Raw genomic sequence first — 18,178 nt, 5'->3', positions numbered from 1 at the left:
CGGTTCTCTGCCCGCTGGGCCGGGCGTCATACGTACTCCGTCGGCAGGACCGGCTCGCCCCTGGAGAGCTGGGTGGCGGACAGCGGCAGCCCGTCCCTGGCCACGACGTGCCGGGCCCTGGCGTCGTCCATGGGCTCCCGGCCCACGATCTTCCCGCCGCGCACCAGCGGCACCAGCAGCTCCCGCCCCGCCAGCTCCGCCGGCACCTCCCCGGTGCCGACGACCTCGGCCTCCGCGACCCCGTACGCGTCGAGCCGCCGGGCCGCCCACTTCCGCCCGCCGATCGACGTCTTCCCGCCCGTCGACCGCTTCGCCACCGGCGCCAGCGGCGCGTCCGGGGCGTCGGAGGCGGCGCGGGCGACCAGCTTGTAGACCATGGAGCACGTCGGGTGCCCGCTGCCGGTGACCAGCCGGGTGCCCACGCCGTACGCGTCCACAGGGGCGGCGGCGAGCGAGGCGATGGCGTACTCGTCGAGGTCGCTGGTGACGATGATCCGGGTGCGCTCAGCGCCCAGCTCGTCGAGCTGCTGGCGCACCCGGTGCGCGACCAGCAGCAGGTCGCCGGAGTCGATGCGCACCGCGCCCAGCTCCGGGCCCGCGACCTCCACGGCGGTACGGACCGCGGCTTCCACGTCGTACGTGTCGACCAGCAGCGTCGTCCCCACGCCCATGGACTCGATTTGCGCGGTGAACGCCTCGCGCTCGCTGTCGTGCAGCAGCGTGAAGGCGTGCGCGGCGGTGCCGACGGTGGGGATGGCGTAGCGGAAGCCGGCGGCCAGGTCGGAGGTGGAGGCGAAGCCGCCGACGTACGCGGCCCGGGAGGCGGCCACCGCGGACAGCTCGTGGGTGCGCCGGGCGCCCATCTCGATGAGCGGCCGGCCGCCGGCGGCGACGGCCATCCGGGAGGCCGCGGCGGCGATGGCGGAGTCGTGGTTGAGGATCGACAGCACCACCGTCTCCAGCAGCACGCACTCGGCGAAGCTCCCCTCGACGCGCAGCACGGGGGAGCCGGGGAAGTACACCTCGCCCTCGGGATAGCCCCAGATGTCGCCGGTGAACCGGAAGTCCGCGAGCCACTCCAGCGTCGGGGCGTCGACCACGTCGTGCGCGCGCAGGAAGCGCAGCACCTCGGGCTCGAAGCGGAAGCTCTCCAGCGCGTCCAGGACGCGCCCGGTGCCCGCGACGACGCCGTAGCGGCGGCCCTCGGGCAGGCGGCGGGTGAAGGTCTCGAAGACCGAGCGCCGGCCGGCGGTGCCGGCGTGCAGCGCGGCCTGGACCATGGTCAGCTCGTAGTGATCGGTGAAGAGGGCCGTCGAGGGGACGGTGACCGGCAGCTTCAGTTCCGACATGCAGCTGATCCTACGCCCATACTCGTCACTCTGACGATTTCCGGTGTCCGAATGGCTGCGGCACCGTCTCGGGTGGCAGCATGGGGACCGTCAGGGCTGCGATCGCAGCCGGAGCTAACGAGGAGTTGCCGCCAACCGTGAGCGTCGCACCCACGGAGATCGAGCGCCCGGAGACCGTCGAGTCCCAGTCACCCGCGGCGGTGCCTGAACCGGACGTCCCCTGGGTGACGATCGTCCACAACGACCCGGTGAACCTCATGAGCTACGTGACGTACGTCTTCCAGGCGTACTTCGGATATCCGAGGGAGAAGGCCCGCAAGCTCATGATGGACGTACACACCAAGGGGAGGGCCATCGTCTCCAGCGGGTCCCGCGAGGAGATGGAGCGGGACGTGCAGGCGATGCACGGCTACGGCCTGTGGGCCACCCTCCAGCAGGACCGCTGATGGCAGGGCACTTCGAAGCGGTTCCCGGCGGCGGCGCTGCCGTCGAGCTGGACGAGCTGGAGATCTCCATCCTGCGCACCCTGACCGTGCAGTTGCTGGAGCTGATCGGCCCCGGCGACACCCCCGCGGACGCCCCGCCGCCCGCCGACCCGCTGGACGCGCTCTTCGCCGAGGGCCCCAGCAAGCCGCCCTCCGACCCGGCGCTGGCGCGGCTCTTCCCCGACGCGTACGGCGAGCCGGGCAAGGGCCCGGACGACGAGGAGCGGGCCCGCTCGGCGGAGTTCCGCCGCTACACCGAGCCGGAGCTGCGGGAGAGCAAGCGGGAGAACGCGCTGGCGGTCGTCCGCGGGCTCGACCTGCTCTCCGTGCAGGGCGAGGACGGCGCGGTGCTCAAGGTCGGCCCGGAGGAGTCGCGGCAGTGGCTCGCGACGCTGAACGACCTGCGGCTGGCCATAGGCGCGCGGCTCGACATCCGGGACGACGACGACGGCCAGGAGCTGTTCCGGCTGCCGGACGAGGACGAGCGCAAGCCGATGGTGATGGCGTACCTGTGGCTGGGCGGGCTCCAGGAGACCCTGATCGAGACGCTGATGGGCTAGGCCCACGGGCACCCCCGGGCCCGTTCGGGTGAATGTGCACATAATCACCCTTTTCCCGTGGTAAAGCTGCAGACGGGGGACTGCACGGGAAAGGGCACAACTCCACATGACCACTGCGAAGGTGCCGGAGGGCGGCGCGGCTCCGTCCTCCGAAGAGGGCTACGAGCGCGGGCTCGGCAGCCGCCAGATCCAGATGATAGCCATCGGCGGCGCCATCGGGGTGGGCCTCTTCCTGGGCGCCGGCAAGATCATCGAGAAGGCGGGGCCCAGCCTCATCTTCCTCTACGCGCTCGCCGGCGTGGTGATCTTCTTCATCATGCGGGCCCTGGGCGAACTGCTCCTCTACCGCCCCGTCTCCGGCAGCTTCGCCGAGTACGCCCGCGAGTTCCTCGGCCCCTACTTCGGCTACGTCACGGGCTGGACGTACTGGCTGATGTGGGCCGTCACCGGCATGACCGAGCTGACCGCCGCCGCCATCTACATCAACTACTGGTGGCCGGCCATCCCCCAGTGGGTGAGCGCGCTCGGCTTCCTCCTGCTCCTCTTCGGCGTCAACCTGATCTCGGTGAAGATCTTCGGCGAGCTGGAGTTCTGGTTCTCGATGGTCAAGGTCACCGCGATCATCGGCATGATCGTCATCGGCGTCGGCGTCCTCACCCTGGGCTTCTCCGCCGCCGGCAACACCGCCACCACCACGAACCTCTGGAACCACGGCGGCTTCTTCCCCAACGGCATCGGCGACAGCCTCATGACCCTCCAGGGCGTGATGTTCGCCTACCTCGCCGTCGAACTCGTCGGCGTCACCGCGGGCGAGAGCGCGAACCCCGAGAAGACCCTGCCCAAGGCGATCAACACGCTGCCCTGGCGGATCGTCATCTTCTACGTCGGCTCGCTGATCGTCATCCTGTCTGTGGTCCGGTGGACGGAGTTCAGCGAGGGCATCAGCCCGTTCGTCGCCGCCTTCGGGAAGATCGGCATCCCCCTGGCCGCCGGGATCGTCAACTTCGTCGTGCTCACCGCGGCCCTCTCGTCGTGCAACTCCGGCATGTACTCCACCGGCCGCATGCTGCGCGCCCTTGCCGCCAACGCCGAGGCGCCCAAAGTCTTCGGCCGGCTCAGCCCGCGCCGGGTGCCGGCCGCGGGCATCGCCATGTCGGTCGTGGTCATGTCCGTCGGCGTGGTGCTCAACTACCTCGTGCCGGAGAAGGCGTTCGGCTACGTCATGTCCGTGGCCACCGCCGCCGGCATCTGGACCTGGGCGATGATCCTCGTCAGCCACATCCGCTACCGCCGCCGCGTCGCCGCGGGACTCCTGCCCGCCTCGTCGTTCCCGGCGCCGGGCGGGGTGGTGTGCAGTTGGCTGGCGCTGGTGTTCCTCGCCTTCGTCACCGTGCTCACCGCGCTCGACGCCGACGCCCGCGTCTCGCTGTACGTGGGCGCGGGATGGGCGGTGCTGCTCTCCGGCGGGTGGGCGGTGAGCCGGCGGCGGGCCGCGGTCCGGGAGGCGGCACCGGAGTACGTCGCGGGGGCGCAGTAGCCGGCCGCGCCCCCGTTCCCGCCGCGCGCCCGGCGCGTACGCCGGGTGCTACGCCCAGAGCTGGCCGTGCAGCGCGGCGACGGCCTCCTCCGTGGTCTCCGCGGTGTAGATGCCCGTCGACAGGTACTTCCAGCCGCCGTCCGCGACGAGGAACGCGATGTCCGCGCTCTCCCCGGCCCGTACCGCCTTGCGGCCCACGCCGATCGCGGCGTGCAGCGAGGCGCCGGTGGAGACGCCCGCGAAGATGCCCTCCTCGCGCAGGAGTTCGCGGGTACGGGTCACGGCGTCCTCGGAGCCGACGGAGTAGCGGGTGGTGAGCACCGACTCGTCGTACAGCTCGGGCACGAAGCCCTCGTCGAGGTTGCGCAGCCCGTAGACGAGGTCGTCGTAGCGCGGCTCGGCGGCCACGATCTGCACGCCGGGGCGGTGCTCGCGCAGGAACCGGCCGGCGCCCATGAGCGTGCCCGTGGTGCCGAGGCCGGCCACGAAGTGGGTGATCGACGGCAGGTCCGCCAGGATCTCGGGGCCGGTGGTGGCGTAGTGCGCGCCCGCGTTGCCGGGGTTGCCGTACTGGTAGAGCATCACCCAGTCCGGGTGCTCGGCGGCCAGCTCCTTGGCGACCCGTACGGCGGTGTTGGAGCCGCCGGCCGCGGGCGAGGAGATGATCTCCGCGCCCCACATGGCGAGCAGTTGGCGCCGCTCCGCGCTGGTGTTCTCCGGCATCACGCAGACGATGCGGTAGCCCTTGAGCTTCGCCGCCATGGCCAGCGAGATGCCGGTGTTGCCCGAGGTGGGCTCCAGGATCGTGCAGCCGGGGGTGAGCCGGCCGTCCTTCTCCGCCTGCTCGACCATGAAGAGCGCCGGGCGGTCCTTCACGGAGCCGGTGGGGTTGCGGTCCTCGAGCTTCGCCCAGATCCGCACGTCGGGGGCGGGGGAGAGGCGGGGCAGGTGGACCAGGGGCGTGTCCCCGACGGCCGCGAGGGTGCTCTCGTAACGCATCAGACCGAGCCGCCGGCGACGGCGGGCAGGATCGTCACGCTGTCGCCGTCGGTGAGCTTGGTGGCGATGCCGTCGAGGAAGCGGACGTCCTCGTCGTTGAGGTAGACGTTGACGAACCGGCGCAGGTCGTCGCCGTCGACCAGGCGCGCGCGGATCCCGGTGTGCCGGGACTCCAGGTCGTCGATCAGCTCGGCCAGCGTGGTGCCGTCGCCCTCGACGGCCTTCTCGCCGTCGGTGTAGCTGCGGAGGATGGTCGGGATGCGGACCTCGATGGCCATTTCGGGGCTCCTGTGGGATGCGGGGAGTCGGGCTGCGGGCGCTTGCGGACGCGGGCCGGCCGCGCCGCAGGCGGGCGGGGGACATACGCGGACGGGGCCGCCGGACGCCGGGTCGGCGGAGTCAGGCGCGGCCGGCCGCGCGGGGCGGCGCGGTCGTACAGGCGGCGCTGGCGAGACGGCAGAGGTCGACGTGCAGACGGGCGACGAGCAGCACCTGCCTGCCCGGGGGTTTCCGGGTCACGTCGTGGACAACCATGGGCTCATGGTATCGATTCCCCGTCCGCCCGCCGGATCGCCGTTTCATGATGCGGACCGGGGTCTCAGCCCGCGGGGGCGTCGTCGTACGAGGCGATCACGGTGACGTCCTCTTCGGTGATCACACCGTCCACGATGCGGAACGAGCGGAAGGAGACCGGCCCTTCGCCGTCGCCGGACTCGGCGGTGGAGACCAGGACGTAGTGGGCGCCGGGCTCGTTGGCGTAGGAGACGTCGGTGCGGGAGGGGTACGCCTCGGTGGCGGTGTGCGAGTGGTAGATCACCACCGGCTCCTCGTCGCGGTCGTCCATCTCCCGGTAGAGCCGGAGCAGGTCCTGCGAGTCGAACTCGTAGAACGTGGGGGAGCGGGCGGCGTTGAGCATGGGGATGAAGCGCTGCGGCCGGCCGTCGGCGGGCGCCGGCGCCGGGCCCGCGACCACGCCGCACGCCTCGTCGGGGTGGTCCTTGCGGGCGTGGGCGACGATCTGCTCGTACAGCTCCTCCGTGATGGTCAGCATGGGGGAAGGATGGCACGGCCGCGGCGGGCTTACCTCGTACGTTCCGAACACTGAGACGAATCTGCTCGGATGCCGGGAGACTTCCCGGGGCGTCAGGTGTCGGACAGGTGCCGGACCCGGTCCCACACCGCCGGGTCCACGGGACCGGCGCCGCGGCGGAGGTCCCGGAAGGCGACCTCGTGCAGCTCGTCCGTCTCCAGGAACGCCGGGCGGTCCGCCCCGGCGCCGGCGGAGCCGGGCGGCAGCGGAATCCGGTCCGGCCGGCCGCCGTCCGCCCGGGTGGTGATCCAGGCCACCGTCACCGTCTCGCCCGCGGTCCTCAGCACCAGGCAGGGCCGGTCCTCGCCGTCCGCCGTCTCCGCGTTCCCGTACGGCACGGCCGCCCACCACACCTCGCCGGGCTCCGGCGCCCGCGCCGGGCCCGCGCCCGGCTCGCTTTCGCCCTCCGGCCCGGCCGGGCGCCGGTGCGCGCGCCGCACCCGGCCGAAGCTGTCGACGAGCCCGGCGATCACGGCCAGCACCACCACGGCCACGATGGCCGGCCACCACGAGGCGTCCATGCGCCGATCGTAGATGCCGCCCGCCTGCACGGGCGGCATCTGCGCCCGCGTGCCCGGGCGGCGCCGCGCAGGCCGGCACGCGGGCCCTGCTCTGTCGCCATACTGGTGATTCCGCCCACAACCGGGATGGCCGGGGGACCGCTCCGGTCCGTCCCGGCTTACCCTCGGCAGAGCCGGCGGGGCATCGTCGCCCCGTCCCGACCGTGCCGGAGGTCCCTCCCCGATGAAGCTCACCGTCGTCGGTTGCTCGGGCTCGTTCCCGTCCGCGGACTCCGCGTGTTCGAGCTACCTGGTCGAGGCGGAGGGGTACGCGCTCCTGCTCGACATGGGCAACGGCGCGCTGGGGGCACTGCAGCAGCACTGCGGACTGTACGACCTCGACGCCGTCCTCCTGAGCCATTTGCACGCGGACCACTGCATCGACATGTGCGCCTACTTCGTCGCGCGCTACTACCGCCATGACGGCGGCCCCGCGGAAGTGCTCCCCGTCTACGGCCCCAAGGGCACGGAGCAGCGGCTCACCACCGCGTACGCGGACACCCCCTCGGAGACGTCGATGAGCGAGGTCTTCGACTTCCGGGCGCTGGAGCGGGGCGCGTTCGAGATCGGCCCGTTCCGGGTGCACGCGGACCGGGTGAGCCACCCGGTCGAGGCGTACGCCTTCCGCATCGAGCACGACGACCGCAGCCTCGTCTACTCCGGCGACACCGGCCCCTGCGAGGCGCTGACCGAACTGAGCGCGGACGCCGATCTGCTGCTCTGCGAGGCGGCGTTCACCCACGGCCGCGAGCAGATCCCCGACCTGCACCTCAACGGCCGCGAGGCGGGCGAGGCCGCCGCGGCGGCGGGCGTGGGGCGGCTGGTGCTCACGCACATCCCGCCGTGGACCGACCCGCAGGTCAACCTGCGGGACGCGAAGGACATGTACGGGGGTCCGGTCGAACTGGCGCGCGCGGGCGCGGTGTACGAGGTCTGAGGATCGCCCCGCCGGTCTCCCGGCCCGGGGCGGGCGGGCCGAACTCGACGACGGCGAACCGGAAGAGCACGCGGTAGGGGCGCACCCCGGGCGGGGTCCACAGGGGCACCGCGGAACGGTCCGCGGGGCCTTTGGTCCGGGGGCGGGGACGGGGGGCCGGCCTTCATGAAGGGCCTATAGGGTCGGGGGCATGGCTACCTCTGAGACCTCCGCCGGCTTCGGCCGTATCGACGGACGTACCCCCGCCGAGCTGCGCCCCGTGGCGCTGGAACGCGGCTGGAGCATGCACGCCGAGGGGTCCGTGCTGGTGTCCTTCGGCGACACCCGGGTGCTCTGCACCGCCAGCTTCACCGAGGGCGTGCCGCGCTGGCGCAAGGGCAGCGGCGAGGGGTGGGTCACCGCGGAGTACGCGATGCTGCCGCGGTCCACCAACACCCGGGGCGACCGGGAGTCCGTACGCGGCAAGATCGGCGGCCGCACGCACGAGATCTCCCGGCTGATCGGCCGGTCGCTGCGCGCCGTCATCGACTTCAAGGCCCTCGGCGAGAACACCGTCGTCCTCGACTGCGACGTCCTCCAGGCCGACGGCGGCACCCGTACCGCCGCCATCACCGGGGCGTACGTCGCCCTCGCCGACGCCGTCGCGTGGGGCCGGCGGAACAAGCTGATCAAGTCCAGGGCGACACCGCTGACCGGCACCGTGGCCGCCGTCAGCGTCGGCATCGTGGGCTCCGTGCCGCTGCTCGACCTCTGCTACGAGGAGGACGTGCGGGCGGAGACCGACATGAACGTCGTCTGCACCGGCGACGGACGCTTCGTCGAGGTGCAGGGCACCGCGGAGGGCGAGCCGTTCGCCCGCGCCGAACTCGACGCGCTGCTCGACCTCGCGGTCGGCGGCTGCGCGCAGCTCGACGGGCTGCAGCGCACGGCACTGGAGGGAGACCAGTGAGAGGGAAGAGGCTCTGGACCCGCGCGGGCGTCGCGCTGGCGGCGGGCGCCGTCGCGGTGACGCTCACCGGCGCGTGTGACGCCGTGAGCAAGGCCATAGACTGCGGCCAGCTCGCCACCAGGATCGCGGCCGACGTCGACCAGTTGCAGGAAGCCGTCTCCGGCGCGAATGAGAACCCGCAGGCCGCCGCGGACGCCCTCAACGAGATCGACAAGAACCTCGACGACTTCGGCGACCAGGCCGACAACGCCGACGTCGGCAAGGCGGTCGACGACCTCCAGCGGGCGGTCGACAACGCCCAGCAGGCCACCGACCGCGGCGAGGTACCCGACTTCCGGCCGGTCGGCGACGCCGCCGGCGAACTGACGAACGTCTGCACCTCGTGACCGCGCACCGTCTCGTCCTCGCCACCCGCAACGCGGGCAAGATCACCGAGCTGCGCGCCATCCTCGGCGAGGCGGGCGTCGACGCCGAACTCCTCGGCGCCGCCGACTTCCCCGACGTCCCGGACGTGCCCGAGACCGGCGTCACCTTCGCCGGGAACGCGCTCCTCAAGGCGCACGCGCTCGCCCGGGCCACCGGGCTCCCCGCGGTCGCCGACGACTCCGGCCTCTGCGTCGACGTCCTCGGCGGCGCCCCCGGCATCTTCTCCGCCCGCTGGGCGGGCCGGCACGGCGACGACGCCGCGAACCTCGCCCTGCTCCTTGCCCAGCTCTCCGACGTCGGCCCCGGGCACCGTGCCGCGCACTTCGCCTGCGCCGCGGCGCTCGCGCTGCCGGACGGCACGGAGCGGGTCGCGGAGGGGAAGCTGGAGGGCACGCTGCGGTACGAGCCGGCGGGCACCGGGGGCTTCGGGTACGACCCGGTCCTCCAGCCGCTCGGGGAGGACCGCACCTGCGCCGAGCTCACCCCCGAGGAGAAGAACGCCATCAGCCACCGCGGCAAGGCGTTCCGCGCGCTGGCCCCGGCGGTGCGGGAGTTGCTCAAGGGCTGAGCGCCGCATACGGGCCGTCTCGCCCGGCTCGTACGGACGCCGCCGTACGGACACGCCCGTACAGACGCCGAGGGCGCCGCCGGATCCCTCCGGCGGCGCCCTCGGCGTCGTCCTGCGCCTACGCGCCCTTGATCTCCTGCCGCTGCCGGCCGAGGCCGTCGACCTCCAGCTCCACGACGTCGCCCGCGCGCAGATACGGCTTCGGCTCCGCCATGCCCAGCGCGACCCCCGCCGGCGTACCGGTGTTGATCACGTCGCCCGGGTACAGCGTCATGAACCGGCTCAGATACCGCACCACATGGGCCACCGGGAAGATCTGGTCCGCCGTCGTGCCGTCCTGCCGCTTCTCGCCGTTCACCCACAGCCGCAGCCCCAGGGCCTGCGGGTCCGGCACCTCGTCCGCCGTCACCAGCCACGGGCCCAGCGGGTTGAACGTCTCGCAGTTCTTGCCCTTGTCCCACTGCCCGCCGCGCTCCAACTGGAACTCGCGCTCGGAGACGTCGTGCGCCACGGCGTAGCCGGCGACCGCGGCCAGCGCGTCCGCGTCGGACTCCAGGTAGCGGGCCGTACGGCCGATGACCACCGCCAGCTCCACCTCCCAGTCCGTCTTCTCGCTGCCGCGCGGCACGAGGACGGTGTCCTCGGGGCCCACCACCGTGTCCGGGGCCTTCATGAAGAGGATCGGCTCGGCCGGGATGGCCGCGCCGGTCTCGGCCGCGTGGTCGTGGTAGTTCAGCCCGATGCACACGATCTTGCCGATCCCGGCCACCGGCGGCCCCGTGCGCAGCCCCTCGGCGTCGAGCGCCGGCAGGTCGCCGGCCGCGTCGGCGTCCCGTACGCGGGCGAGCGCCGCGTCGTCGGACAGCAGCGCTCCGTCCACGTCGGACACGACTCCGGAGAGGTCCCGCAGGGTCCCTCCGTCGTCGAGCAGGGCCGGGCGCTCGCTCCCCGGCGGTCCGACACGCAGCAGCTTCATGTGATGACTCCCCTCTCCGCGGTCGATCGATCATCCGTTGACGGCTGTTCATTCCGCAATACCCTGTTCAGCCCGTGGACCCGGGCGGCGGTAGAGGAGGGTGCGTTCCGCGGCGGTCCATGCGGCGGTGGTCGCCAGGTAGAGGCCCGCGGCGAGCGGCACGATCGCGGCCGTGACCAGGGTGCCGAAGGAGAGCAGGGGCAGCCAGCGGGTCAGTCCCGCGGCGGGGCCCGGGAGTCCGGGCGGCGGCGCGGCGGCCTGCGCCTTCCCGCCCTTCTTCCCGCCCTTCCCGTTCTTCCCGCTTCCCGCGCCCTTCGCGGTCGCCGCCTTGCGTATCGCCTCCGCCCCGGCCTTGCGCTCGGCCATCATCCGGCGGCTGCGCCAGAACGTGTACGCGGCCACCCCCGCGATCACCGCGAAGAGCCCCGCGTAGACCATGCCGTGCGCTCCGAACACCCCGCCGTCCGCGAGCGCGTCGGACCACCGCCCGCCCAGCGGGGCGCCGAGCAGGGTGTGGGTGAGCAGGTCGTGGTCGTGGCCGGTGAAGAGCCGGTACATCACCATGAACACCGGGATCTGCAGCACCATCGGGCCGCAGCCCGCCAGCGGCGAGGCGCCTGCCTCCGCGTACGTCTCGGTGAGCGCGCGACGCAGCCGCTCGGGGTCGTGGCGGTGCTTGCGCCGGATCTCCGCCACCTGCGGCGCGAGGTCCCTGCGCACCCGGTCGCCGCGCGCGGCGGCGCGCGCGAGGGGGTGCAGGGCGAGGCGTACGCACAGGGTGAAGACGATGATCGCGACGCCGGTGGCGGAGGCGCCGAAAAAGGGGTCGAGGGTGCCGGCGAGGCCGGACAGAAGGGCGGAGAGCGCGCCGAATACGGACATGGAAGGGCTCCACAGGTCTCGTCGTGCCGGAAGAGGGGCGGCGTGACGAGCCGTGCGGGGCGCCCGCGGGCGGCGCGCGGGTAGCGGGCAGCGCACGGCCGGGGGCCATACTGCGGGCTACGGGCGGTGTGCGGCGGGGCGCCTACACGGCCGTCGCGGTGCGACGGCCGGGCGCCCTGGGCCGCGGGCGGCCCGCGGCGTCCGGGTCCCGCTGGGGCAGGAAGGCGGTGCGCCGCGCGCGTTCGCGCAGCGCGGTGCGGATTCCGGCGGCCGACGCGGGCGCCGCGGCGGCGGCGCAGAGCGCGAGCCCGGCGAGCAGCGACAGGGCGGCGGACGCGGCCGAGGCCGCGGCACCGGCGAGGCCGGTGGCGACGCCCGTCTCGTCGAGCACGAGGTCGGCGGCGAGGAGGAGCAGGGCGACGGCGACCATGCGCCAGCGCGTGGCGGCATCGAGGATGCGGAGCATCGGGGCCGTCCTCCCTTCCGTTCACCGTCCCGTACGAGGCGCACGCGGCGTCTGCGCGCATCCTCACGCGGCGCCGCCCCGCCCGGGCCGGGCGGCGAGCGCCCCGCTCAGCCCGCGACCGCCCGGTACACCGTGTAGATGACCAGCCCCGCGAGCGAGCCCACCACCGTGCCGTTGATGCGGATGAACTGCAGGTCCCGGCCGATGTTCGCCTCGATCTTACGCGACGTCTGGTCCGCGTCCCAGCCCGCGACCGTGTCCGAGATCAGCGACGTGATCTGGTGCTGGTACGTCGTCACCACGTGCGTCGCGACGTCCTCCGCCCAGCCGTCGACCTTCGCCTGGAGCCGCTCGTCTGCCGCCATCCGCTGCCCGAACGACAGCAGCGCCGCCCGCGCCCGCAGCCGCAGCTCGCTGCGCTCGTCCTCGGCCGCGCCGACGATCATGCCGCGCAGCGACGTCCACGCCGCGGCGATGAAGTCCTGCAGCTCGTCGCGGGCCAGCAGCTCACCCTTGAGCCGCTCGACGCGCGCCCGGGTCGCGGTGTCGCCCTGGAGGTCGGCGGCGAAGTCGGAGAGGAACCGGTCGAGCGCGCCGCGCGCCGGGTGGTCCGGCGACTCCCGCATCTCGCCGATGAACCGCAGCAGTTCCTTGTAGACCCGCTCGCCGACCCGGCGGTCGACGAACCTCGGGGTCCAGCCGGGGGCGCCGCCGGTGACGGCGCCGACGACCGAGGGGCCGTTGAGGATCAGCCAGGACTCGGCGCGCTCGCAGATCAGGTCGACGACGCGGCGGTGGCCGTCGTCCGCGACGATCCTCTCCAGCAGCTTGCCGAGCCCGGGACCGACCTCCAGGGCGGCGGCCCGGCGGTTGATGGCCTCGCCGACGACGGCCTGCACGTCGTTGTCCCGCAGTACGGTCAGCGCGCCGCGCAGCACGGTCGACGCCTCGGCGGTGACCCGGTCGGCGTTGTCGGGCTCGGCGAGCCAGCCGCCGACGCGGCTGCCGAGGCCGAGCGCGTGCAGCCGGGCGCGTACGACGTCGGCGGAGAGGAAGTTCTCGCCGACGAAGTCGCCGAGACTCTGGCCGAGCTGGTCCTTCTTGGTGGGGATGATCGCGGTGTGCGGGATGGGCAGCCCGAGGGGCCGCTTGAAGAGCGCCGTGACCGCGAACCAGTCCGCCAGCGCGCCGACCATGCCCGCCTCCGCCGCCGCGGCGACGTAGCCCGACCAGGCGCCGGCGCCGTTGTGCTGCGCCCAGCGGGCGAGCGTGAAGACCACGGCGGCCAGCAGCAGCAGGCCGGTCGCGATGGTCTTCATCCGGCGCACGCCGCGCCGCTTCTCCGCGTCGGCGTCCGTGTAGGCAAAGCCCCCCGGTCCTTCCGCTGCCGGCCGATCCATCGCGCTCCGTCCGCTCACACCGTTCCCGAGGGCCATTGTCCCCGGGCCCGGCACCATCTTTCACTCAGAGAACGGATCAGGGGTTCCCGGTGTCCCGGGGATGCCGGGGCTGTGACCGGAACGTCTCCCTCCCCTCGCTAGGATGGCGGACCGCCGAGACGGCGCGTACGACGAACTTCCGGGGGAGCAGGCTGACGTGAGGAACAGGACGGGCTACGCCGTGCTCGCCGCCCTGGTGGCGGTCGTGGCCCTGCTCGTCGCCGGCGTGCACGCCCTCACCGACCGCCCGGGCGTGCCCGCGGCCGCGGGCGCCGGCGGCAGCGCGGACGCCGCCGCCCCCGCCTCCGTCGGCGGCTGGGCCGGCACCTGGGCCGCCGCGCAGGCCGGGGCGGAGCCGGGCACCCGGGACGGCTTCGCCGGGATGTCCCTGCGCAACGTCGTGCACACCTCCATCGGCGGCGCCCGGGCCCGGATACACCTGTCCAACGAGTACGGCGAGACGCCGCTGACCCTCACCCGCTCCAGCGTCGCCGTCGCCGCCGGGGCGGGCGCCCCGGCGGCGCAGCCGGAGACGATGCGGCCGCTGACCTTCGCCGGCGCCGCCGCGGTGACGATCCCCGCCGGCCGGACCGTGACCAGCGACCCCGTACGGCTGCGGGTGCCGGCCGACACCGACCTGCTGGTGACGACGTACGCGCCGGCGCCTGCCGGCCCGGTCACGTACCACCCGCACGCGCTGCAGACCTCCTACCTGGCCGCCGGCGACCACACCCGGGACGCCGAAGGGACGGCGTACGACCGGGAGTTCCGGTCCTGGCGCTACGTCACCGCCGTCGACGTCTGGAGCGAGCACGCCACCGGCGCCGTCGCCGTCCTCGGCGACTCGCTCACCGACGGCACCACCTCCACGCCCGACGCCAACCGCCGCTGGACCGACTACCTCGCCGTCCGCCTGCGCGAGGAGCCCGGCGCCCCGCGCTACGGGGTGCTCAACCTCGGCCTCAGCGGCAACAGGATCCTCACCGACGGCGGCACCGAGTTTCCCGGCAACGGCCCCTCCGGGCGGGGCCGCCTCGACCGCGACGTGCTCTCCCGCACCGGCGTCAAGGCCGTCATCGTCGAACTGGGCATCAACGACATCCTCAAGTCCCCCGCGACCGCCGACGCGGACGCGATCGTCGCCGGCCTGCGCGAGATCGCACGGCAGTCCCGCGACCGGGGCCTCAGGGTGCTCGGCGCGACGCTGATGCCGTTCCGGGGACACCCGGCGTACACGCCGCGGGCGGAGCGCGTACGGCAGGAGGTCAACGAGCTGATACGCGCGGGCGGCGTCTTCGACGCGGTCCTCGACTTCGACGCCGCCCTGCGCGACCCGGACCGGCCCGCGCGCCTGCACCCGGCGTACGACTCGGGCGACCATCTGCACCTGACGGACCTGGGCTTCCACGAGATGGCCCTGACCCTGGACCCCGCGGACCTCAAGCCCCGCGCCCAGGCCGTGCTCTGACCCGCCGGACGCGGCAACGCCCGTACTACTCCAGCCGCTTGCGGCGCTCCTCGCGCGCCAGGCGCCGCTCCTCCCTGGCCAGCCGCCGCTGCTCCCTGGCCGCCTCCGCCTCCGCGCGCCTGGCCGCCTTGGTCTTCTTCCGGCTCGTCCCCACGCCGCCCCAGAAGGCGAAGCCGGTCAGCGTGACGCGCGGGGCGCCCGGGGCGTGGGGGACGCCGGTCTGGGAGTGGTCGAAGCCGCCCATGATGCCGATGCCGCGCACTTCCAGCGCCATGTCGGGCGGCAGGATGACGTGCGCGCCACCCATGATCGAGATGCAGCGGATCTCCACCTCCGCGGCCTCGAAGTCCGCCTCGCGCAGGTCCAGTTCGCCGCCGCCCCAGAACGAGAACATGGTGAACCGCCGCGGCACCGTCCAGGCCCCCTTGCGCTGGAAGCCGCTCATGATCGCGATGCCCCGGCGCGACGTCGCCTCGCCGCCGACGCGGCCGGCCCAGCCGGCCGCGGGCCGGGCCGCGGGGGCCGCCTCACGCGCCGCGGGCGCGGCGCCCGCGGCGGGCAGGTCGCGGGTGAGCGGTTCGAGCTGGGCGTAGGTCTTCGCCCGGTACGTCTCCTCCAGGCGCTCCTCGAACTCGTCCATGGCGAGCCGGCCCTCCGCCAGCGCGTCACGCAGGATGTCGGCGACCCGCTCCCGGTCGGCGTCCGAGGCACGCAGCTCCGGCAGGTGCTCATCGCTCGTCATGGCGTCGAGCTTACGGCCCCGCCCGCGGGAGGACGCGGGCTCCACGTCCTCCCGCGGGCGGGGCCGTCATGCGTACATGCGGGCGATGACGTCCTCGATGTCGGGCTCCCGCACCGAGAGGTCCACCAGCGGCCACCGCGCGGCCACCTCCGCGACGAGCGGCGCCGCGCTGGCCCCCGCCGGGAAGGCGAGCCACTGCCGCGGGCCCTCCACCTTCACCGTGCGGCAGCCGGCGAGGTCGATGGGCGGCAGCTCGCGCTCCAGGTCGACGACGAGCATCCGCTCGCTCTCGCCGACCGCGTGCAGCCCGTCGAGGCCGCCGTCGTACATCAGCCGGCCGTGGTCGATGACCATGACCCGCTTGCAGAGCTGCTCGATGTCGGACAGGTCGTGCGTGGTGAGCAGCACGGTCGTGCCGCGCTCCGCGTTCAGCTCGCGCAGGAACTCCCGCACCTTCGCCTTGCTCAGCACGTCCAGGCCGATCGTCGGCTCGTCCAGATACAGCACCTCGGGGTCGTGCAGCAGGGCGGCGGCGATGTCGCCGCGCATCCGCTGGCCGAGCGAGAGCTGCCGCACCGGCACCTCCAGCAGGTCGCCGAGGCCCAGCAGTTCGGTGCAGCGCTCCAGGTTCTCGCGGTAACGGTCGCCGGGGATGCGGTACATGCGGCGCATCACCCGGTACGAGTCGAGCAGCGGCAGGTCCCACCACAGGGTGGTGCGCTGGCCGAAGACGACGCCGATGCGCCGGGCCAGCTTCGTCCGCTCGCGCGCCGGGTCGATGCCCGCGACGCGCAGCCGGCCGCCGCTGGGGGTGAGGATGCCGGTGAGCATCTTGATAGTGGTGGACTTGCCCGCGCCGTTGGGGCCGATGTAGCCGACCATCTCGCCGCGCGGCACGGAGAAGCTGATGCCGCCGACGGCGCGCACCTCGTGCCGCGTACGGCGCAGCCGGCCCGCCCGGCGGCGTACGACGAAGACCTTCTCCAGGTCCTCGACCTCGATCACGTGCCCCTCCTTCGCGTCGTGTGCACCGTCGCGTCAGCTTCCCGTGCTGCGGTACCCGCGCAGCCCCGTGCGCCACGCCAGCCCGGCCAGCGCGCAGCACACGGCGGCGACCAGCGGCGAGGCGAAGTCGACCCAGCCGGGCAGGCCCAGCGGGTCGTCCCGGCCGAGGATGTGCAGGGCAGGCAGCCAGTTGACGAACGCCAGCGGCACGGCGAACGTCACGCCGCGCACCAGTTCCTTGCTGAAGATCGTCGGCGGGTACTGGGTGAGCGTGTTGCCGCCGTACGTGAAGGAGTTCTGGACCTCGGCCGCGTCCGTGGCCCAGAACTGGAACGCCGCGCCGCACGCGAACACCGCCCCGAAGATCGCCGCCCCGGACAGCACCATCACGGGGACCAGCAGCACCGCGACCGGCGTCCACGCCACGCCTTCCAGCGCGGTCAGCGACCAGACCAGCACGATCAGCCCCTGGAGCACCCGCCCGATCCGGCGCAGCGCGAAGCGGTCGGCGGCTATCTGCGCGAACACCGGCACCGGCCGGACCAGCAGCGTGTCCATCGTGCCGTCGCGGATCCTGCTGCCGATCCGGTCCAGGTTGCCCAGCAGCAGGTCGGCCAGGCCCAGGGAGGTGGAGGTGGTGCCGTAGAGGAGCCCGACCTCGGCGAAGGTAAAGCCGCCGAGCACGTCGGTGTGCGAGAACATGATCGCGATCGCGGCGAAGTCGGCTGCGGTCATCAGCAGGTTGCCGAGCGCGGTCATGGCGAACGACATGCGGTACGTCATCGTCGTACGCACCCACATGGCGACGATCAGCCCGTACCCCCGCACCCCCGCGGCCAGATCAGCCACCCTGCACCACCACCTTGCGGGTCGCGAGCGCCTGCATCGCCCGCCCGGCGGCCAGCAGCGCCGCCGCCCAGGCCGCCTGGAACGCCAGCGCCCCGGCGAGACCCGCGCCGGTGTGCCGGCCGAGCAGCACGTCCGCGGGGACCTGGAGCATCGCCGCCCACGGCAGCGCCTGCGCGAGGTCGCCGGCGGCGCCGGGGAAGACGGTCAGCGGCAGCAGGGTGCCGGACAGGAGCATCGCCACCAGCGAGTTCATCAGGTTGATCCCCTGGCCGTCGAGCAGCCAGAACGCGGCGAGGCCGACCAGGTAGCGGATGGCGAAGCTCACCAGGCGGCCCAGCGTCACGGAGAGGAGGAAGAGCAGCCAGGTGTGCGCCGCCGTGGGCAGCGCCAGCTCGAACGCCAGCGCGCCCACCGCCATCGGCACGATGCCGCGGCCGAGCAGTTGGAACGCGGCCCGGCCCAGGTCGTGGGCCAACCACCAGAGCTGCAGGTCCGCGGGCCGGTAGAGGTCCACGGCCACGTCGCCGGAGCGGATGCGCTCCTGGAGGTCCTCCTGGAAGCCGTAGCCGAGGAGGGCGGCGGGCGCCAGCAGCGCCTGGCCGATCCAGACGAAGGTGAGCGCCTGCGCCTCGTCGTACCCGCCGAGCTGCGGGCGCTCGTGCCAGAGCGCGATGAACGTGTAGGCCAGGATGAAGCCGAAGACGGTGTTGGTGAAGACGCCGGCGGCGGTGGCCGCGCGGTACGTCGAGAAGCGGCGGAAGCCGCCGGCCGCCACCAGCCCGTACAGCCGCAGCGCCTGCACGGCGGGCGCGTCCCGCAGGGCACCGGACCCGCGCATGCTCCCGCCACCCCCGCTCTCCCCGGGGGCCCCGCCGCCGGGCCCCGCACAAA

General features: G+C 73.5%; 22 protein-coding genes. 8 read left to right on the top strand and 14 right to left on the bottom strand.

All coding sequences use genetic code 11. The features are described from left to right. Window positions 1-26: 26 nt before the first annotated feature. On the bottom strand, window positions 27-1,349 hold the full coding sequence (locus FB457_RS14130; RefSeq protein WP_047015965.1) for a nicotinate phosphoribosyltransferase: 1,323 nt from the start codon (window positions 1,347-1,349) through the stop codon (window positions 27-29). 137 nt (window positions 1,350-1,486) lie between these two features. Between FB457_RS14130 and clpS the strand changes: the two genes are divergently transcribed. The 3 genes from clpS to FB457_RS14115 all read left to right on the top strand — a co-directional run bounded on the left by clpS (window position 1,487) and on the right by FB457_RS14115 (window position 3,931). Next, window positions 1,487-1,795, top strand: a complete 309-nt coding sequence (gene clpS / locus FB457_RS14125; protein WP_018834043.1) for an ATP-dependent Clp protease adapter ClpS — start codon at window positions 1,487-1,489, stop codon at window positions 1,793-1,795. Continuing rightward, complete coding sequence (locus FB457_RS14120; protein WP_145782082.1) at window positions 1,795-2,394, top strand: DUF2017 domain-containing protein; 600 nt, start codon at window positions 1,795-1,797, stop codon at window positions 2,392-2,394. Before clpS ends, FB457_RS14120 begins: the two co-directional genes overlap by 1 nt. 106 nt (window positions 2,395-2,500) lie before the next feature. Further along, a complete protein-coding gene (locus FB457_RS14115; RefSeq protein WP_047015963.1) occupies window positions 2,501-3,931 on the top strand; it encodes an amino acid permease in 1,431 nt (476 codons plus the stop codon). A gap of 48 nt (window positions 3,932-3,979) precedes the next feature. On the opposite strand, the gene FB457_RS14110 is transcribed toward FB457_RS14115, so the two are convergent. The 5 genes from FB457_RS14110 to FB457_RS14090 form a co-directional block, all read right to left on the bottom strand. Next, the gene (locus FB457_RS14110; RefSeq protein WP_145782080.1) at window positions 3,980-4,930 is read right to left on the bottom strand and encodes a cysteine synthase; all 951 of its coding nucleotides are present in this window, start codon (window positions 4,928-4,930) and stop codon (window positions 3,980-3,982) included. Next, on the bottom strand, window positions 4,930-5,208 hold the full coding sequence (locus tag FB457_RS14105; RefSeq protein ID WP_047015961.1) for a MoaD/ThiS family protein: 279 nt from the start codon (window positions 5,206-5,208) through the stop codon (window positions 4,930-4,932). The genes FB457_RS14110 and FB457_RS14105 overlap by 1 nt, the downstream gene beginning before the upstream one ends. Window positions 5,209-5,329: 121 nt before the next feature. Then, window positions 5,330-5,464: a putative leader peptide gene (locus tag FB457_RS14100; RefSeq protein ID WP_347612336.1), complete on the bottom strand. Its 135-nt coding sequence runs from the start codon at window positions 5,462-5,464 to the stop codon at window positions 5,330-5,332. A gap of 64 nt (window positions 5,465-5,528) precedes the next feature. Further along, window positions 5,529-5,981: a M67 family metallopeptidase gene (locus FB457_RS14095; protein WP_047015960.1), complete on the bottom strand. Its 453-nt coding sequence runs from the start codon at window positions 5,979-5,981 to the stop codon at window positions 5,529-5,531. A 92-nt stretch (window positions 5,982-6,073) separates the two neighbouring features. Beyond that, window positions 6,074-6,541 carry a type II toxin-antitoxin system PemK/MazF family toxin gene (locus tag FB457_RS14090; protein WP_047019946.1) on the bottom strand — a complete coding sequence of 156 codons (468 nt, stop codon included), beginning with the start codon at window positions 6,539-6,541 and terminating at the stop codon, window positions 6,074-6,076. A gap of 223 nt (window positions 6,542-6,764) precedes the next feature. Between FB457_RS14090 and FB457_RS14085 the strand changes: the two genes are divergently transcribed. From FB457_RS14085 to rdgB, 4 genes are all read left to right on the top strand, one after another. Then, window positions 6,765-7,517, top strand: a complete 753-nt coding sequence (locus FB457_RS14085) for an MBL fold metallo-hydrolase (RefSeq protein ID WP_047015959.1) — start codon at window positions 6,765-6,767, stop codon at window positions 7,515-7,517. A 190-nt stretch (window positions 7,518-7,707) separates the two neighbouring features. After that, window positions 7,708-8,466, top strand: a complete 759-nt coding sequence (gene rph / locus FB457_RS14080; protein ID WP_145782078.1) for a ribonuclease PH — start codon at window positions 7,708-7,710, stop codon at window positions 8,464-8,466. Next, window positions 8,463-8,852, top strand: a complete 390-nt coding sequence (locus FB457_RS14075; RefSeq protein ID WP_047015957.1) for a hypothetical protein — start codon at window positions 8,463-8,465, stop codon at window positions 8,850-8,852. The genes rph and FB457_RS14075 overlap by 4 nt, the downstream gene beginning before the upstream one ends. Next, the gene (rdgB, locus tag FB457_RS14070) at window positions 8,849-9,460 is read left to right on the top strand and encodes an RdgB/HAM1 family non-canonical purine NTP pyrophosphatase (RefSeq protein WP_047015956.1); all 612 of its coding nucleotides are present in this window, start codon (window positions 8,849-8,851) and stop codon (window positions 9,458-9,460) included. Before FB457_RS14075 ends, rdgB begins: the two co-directional genes overlap by 4 nt. Window positions 9,461-9,578: 118 nt before the next feature. On the opposite strand, the gene FB457_RS14065 is transcribed toward rdgB, so the two are convergent. The 4 genes from FB457_RS14065 to FB457_RS14050 all read right to left on the bottom strand — a co-directional run bounded on the left by FB457_RS14065 (window position 9,579) and on the right by FB457_RS14050 (window position 13,184). Beyond that, window positions 9,579-10,436, bottom strand: a complete 858-nt coding sequence (locus FB457_RS14065; RefSeq protein ID WP_047015955.1) for a fumarylacetoacetate hydrolase family protein — start codon at window positions 10,434-10,436, stop codon at window positions 9,579-9,581. 48 nt (window positions 10,437-10,484) lie between these two features. Next, window positions 10,485-11,318, bottom strand: coding sequence for a membrane protein insertase YidC (locus FB457_RS14060; RefSeq protein ID WP_145782076.1), 834 nt, complete (start codon window positions 11,316-11,318; stop codon window positions 10,485-10,487). A 142-nt stretch (window positions 11,319-11,460) separates the two neighbouring features. Then, window positions 11,461-11,784 (bottom strand): DUF6412 domain-containing protein, encoded by a 324-nt coding sequence (locus tag FB457_RS14055; RefSeq protein ID WP_145782075.1) that lies wholly within the window; start codon window positions 11,782-11,784, stop codon window positions 11,461-11,463. 107 nt (window positions 11,785-11,891) lie between these two features. Further along, complete coding sequence (locus tag FB457_RS14050; protein WP_047015953.1) at window positions 11,892-13,184, bottom strand: DUF445 domain-containing protein; 1,293 nt, start codon at window positions 13,182-13,184, stop codon at window positions 11,892-11,894. 196 nt (window positions 13,185-13,380) lie between these two features. Here FB457_RS14050 and FB457_RS14045 point away from each other — a divergent pair, with 196 nt between their 5' ends. Then, on the top strand, window positions 13,381-14,691 hold the full coding sequence (locus FB457_RS14045) for a GDSL-type esterase/lipase family protein (RefSeq protein WP_145782160.1): 1,311 nt from the start codon (window positions 13,381-13,383) through the stop codon (window positions 14,689-14,691). Between the two features lie 25 nt (window positions 14,692-14,716). On the opposite strand, the gene FB457_RS14040 is transcribed toward FB457_RS14045, so the two are convergent. The 4 genes from FB457_RS14040 to FB457_RS14025 all read right to left on the bottom strand — a co-directional run bounded on the left by FB457_RS14040 (window position 14,717) and on the right by FB457_RS14025 (window position 18,125). After that, window positions 14,717-15,433 carry a DUF1707 SHOCT-like domain-containing protein gene (locus FB457_RS14040; protein WP_047019944.1) on the bottom strand — a complete coding sequence of 239 codons (717 nt, stop codon included), beginning with the start codon at window positions 15,431-15,433 and terminating at the stop codon, window positions 14,717-14,719. A 66-nt stretch (window positions 15,434-15,499) separates the two neighbouring features. Next, window positions 15,500-16,438 (bottom strand): ABC transporter ATP-binding protein, encoded by a 939-nt coding sequence (locus FB457_RS14035; RefSeq protein ID WP_047015952.1) that lies wholly within the window; start codon window positions 16,436-16,438, stop codon window positions 15,500-15,502. 33 nt (window positions 16,439-16,471) lie between these two features. Continuing rightward, window positions 16,472-17,287: an ABC-2 family transporter protein gene (locus FB457_RS14030; protein WP_145782073.1), complete on the bottom strand. Its 816-nt coding sequence runs from the start codon at window positions 17,285-17,287 to the stop codon at window positions 16,472-16,474. Beyond that, window positions 17,280-18,125: an ABC-2 family transporter protein gene (locus FB457_RS14025; protein ID WP_145782071.1), complete on the bottom strand. Its 846-nt coding sequence runs from the start codon at window positions 18,123-18,125 to the stop codon at window positions 17,280-17,282. Before FB457_RS14025 ends, FB457_RS14030 begins: the two co-directional genes overlap by 8 nt. Window positions 18,126-18,178 lie beyond the last annotated feature (53 nt).

Source organism: Streptomyces sp. CNZ287, from assembly GCF_007827615.1.
The sequence above is the reverse complement of the archived record's forward strand: the minus strand, read 5'-3'. Positions and strand labels throughout refer to the sequence as shown.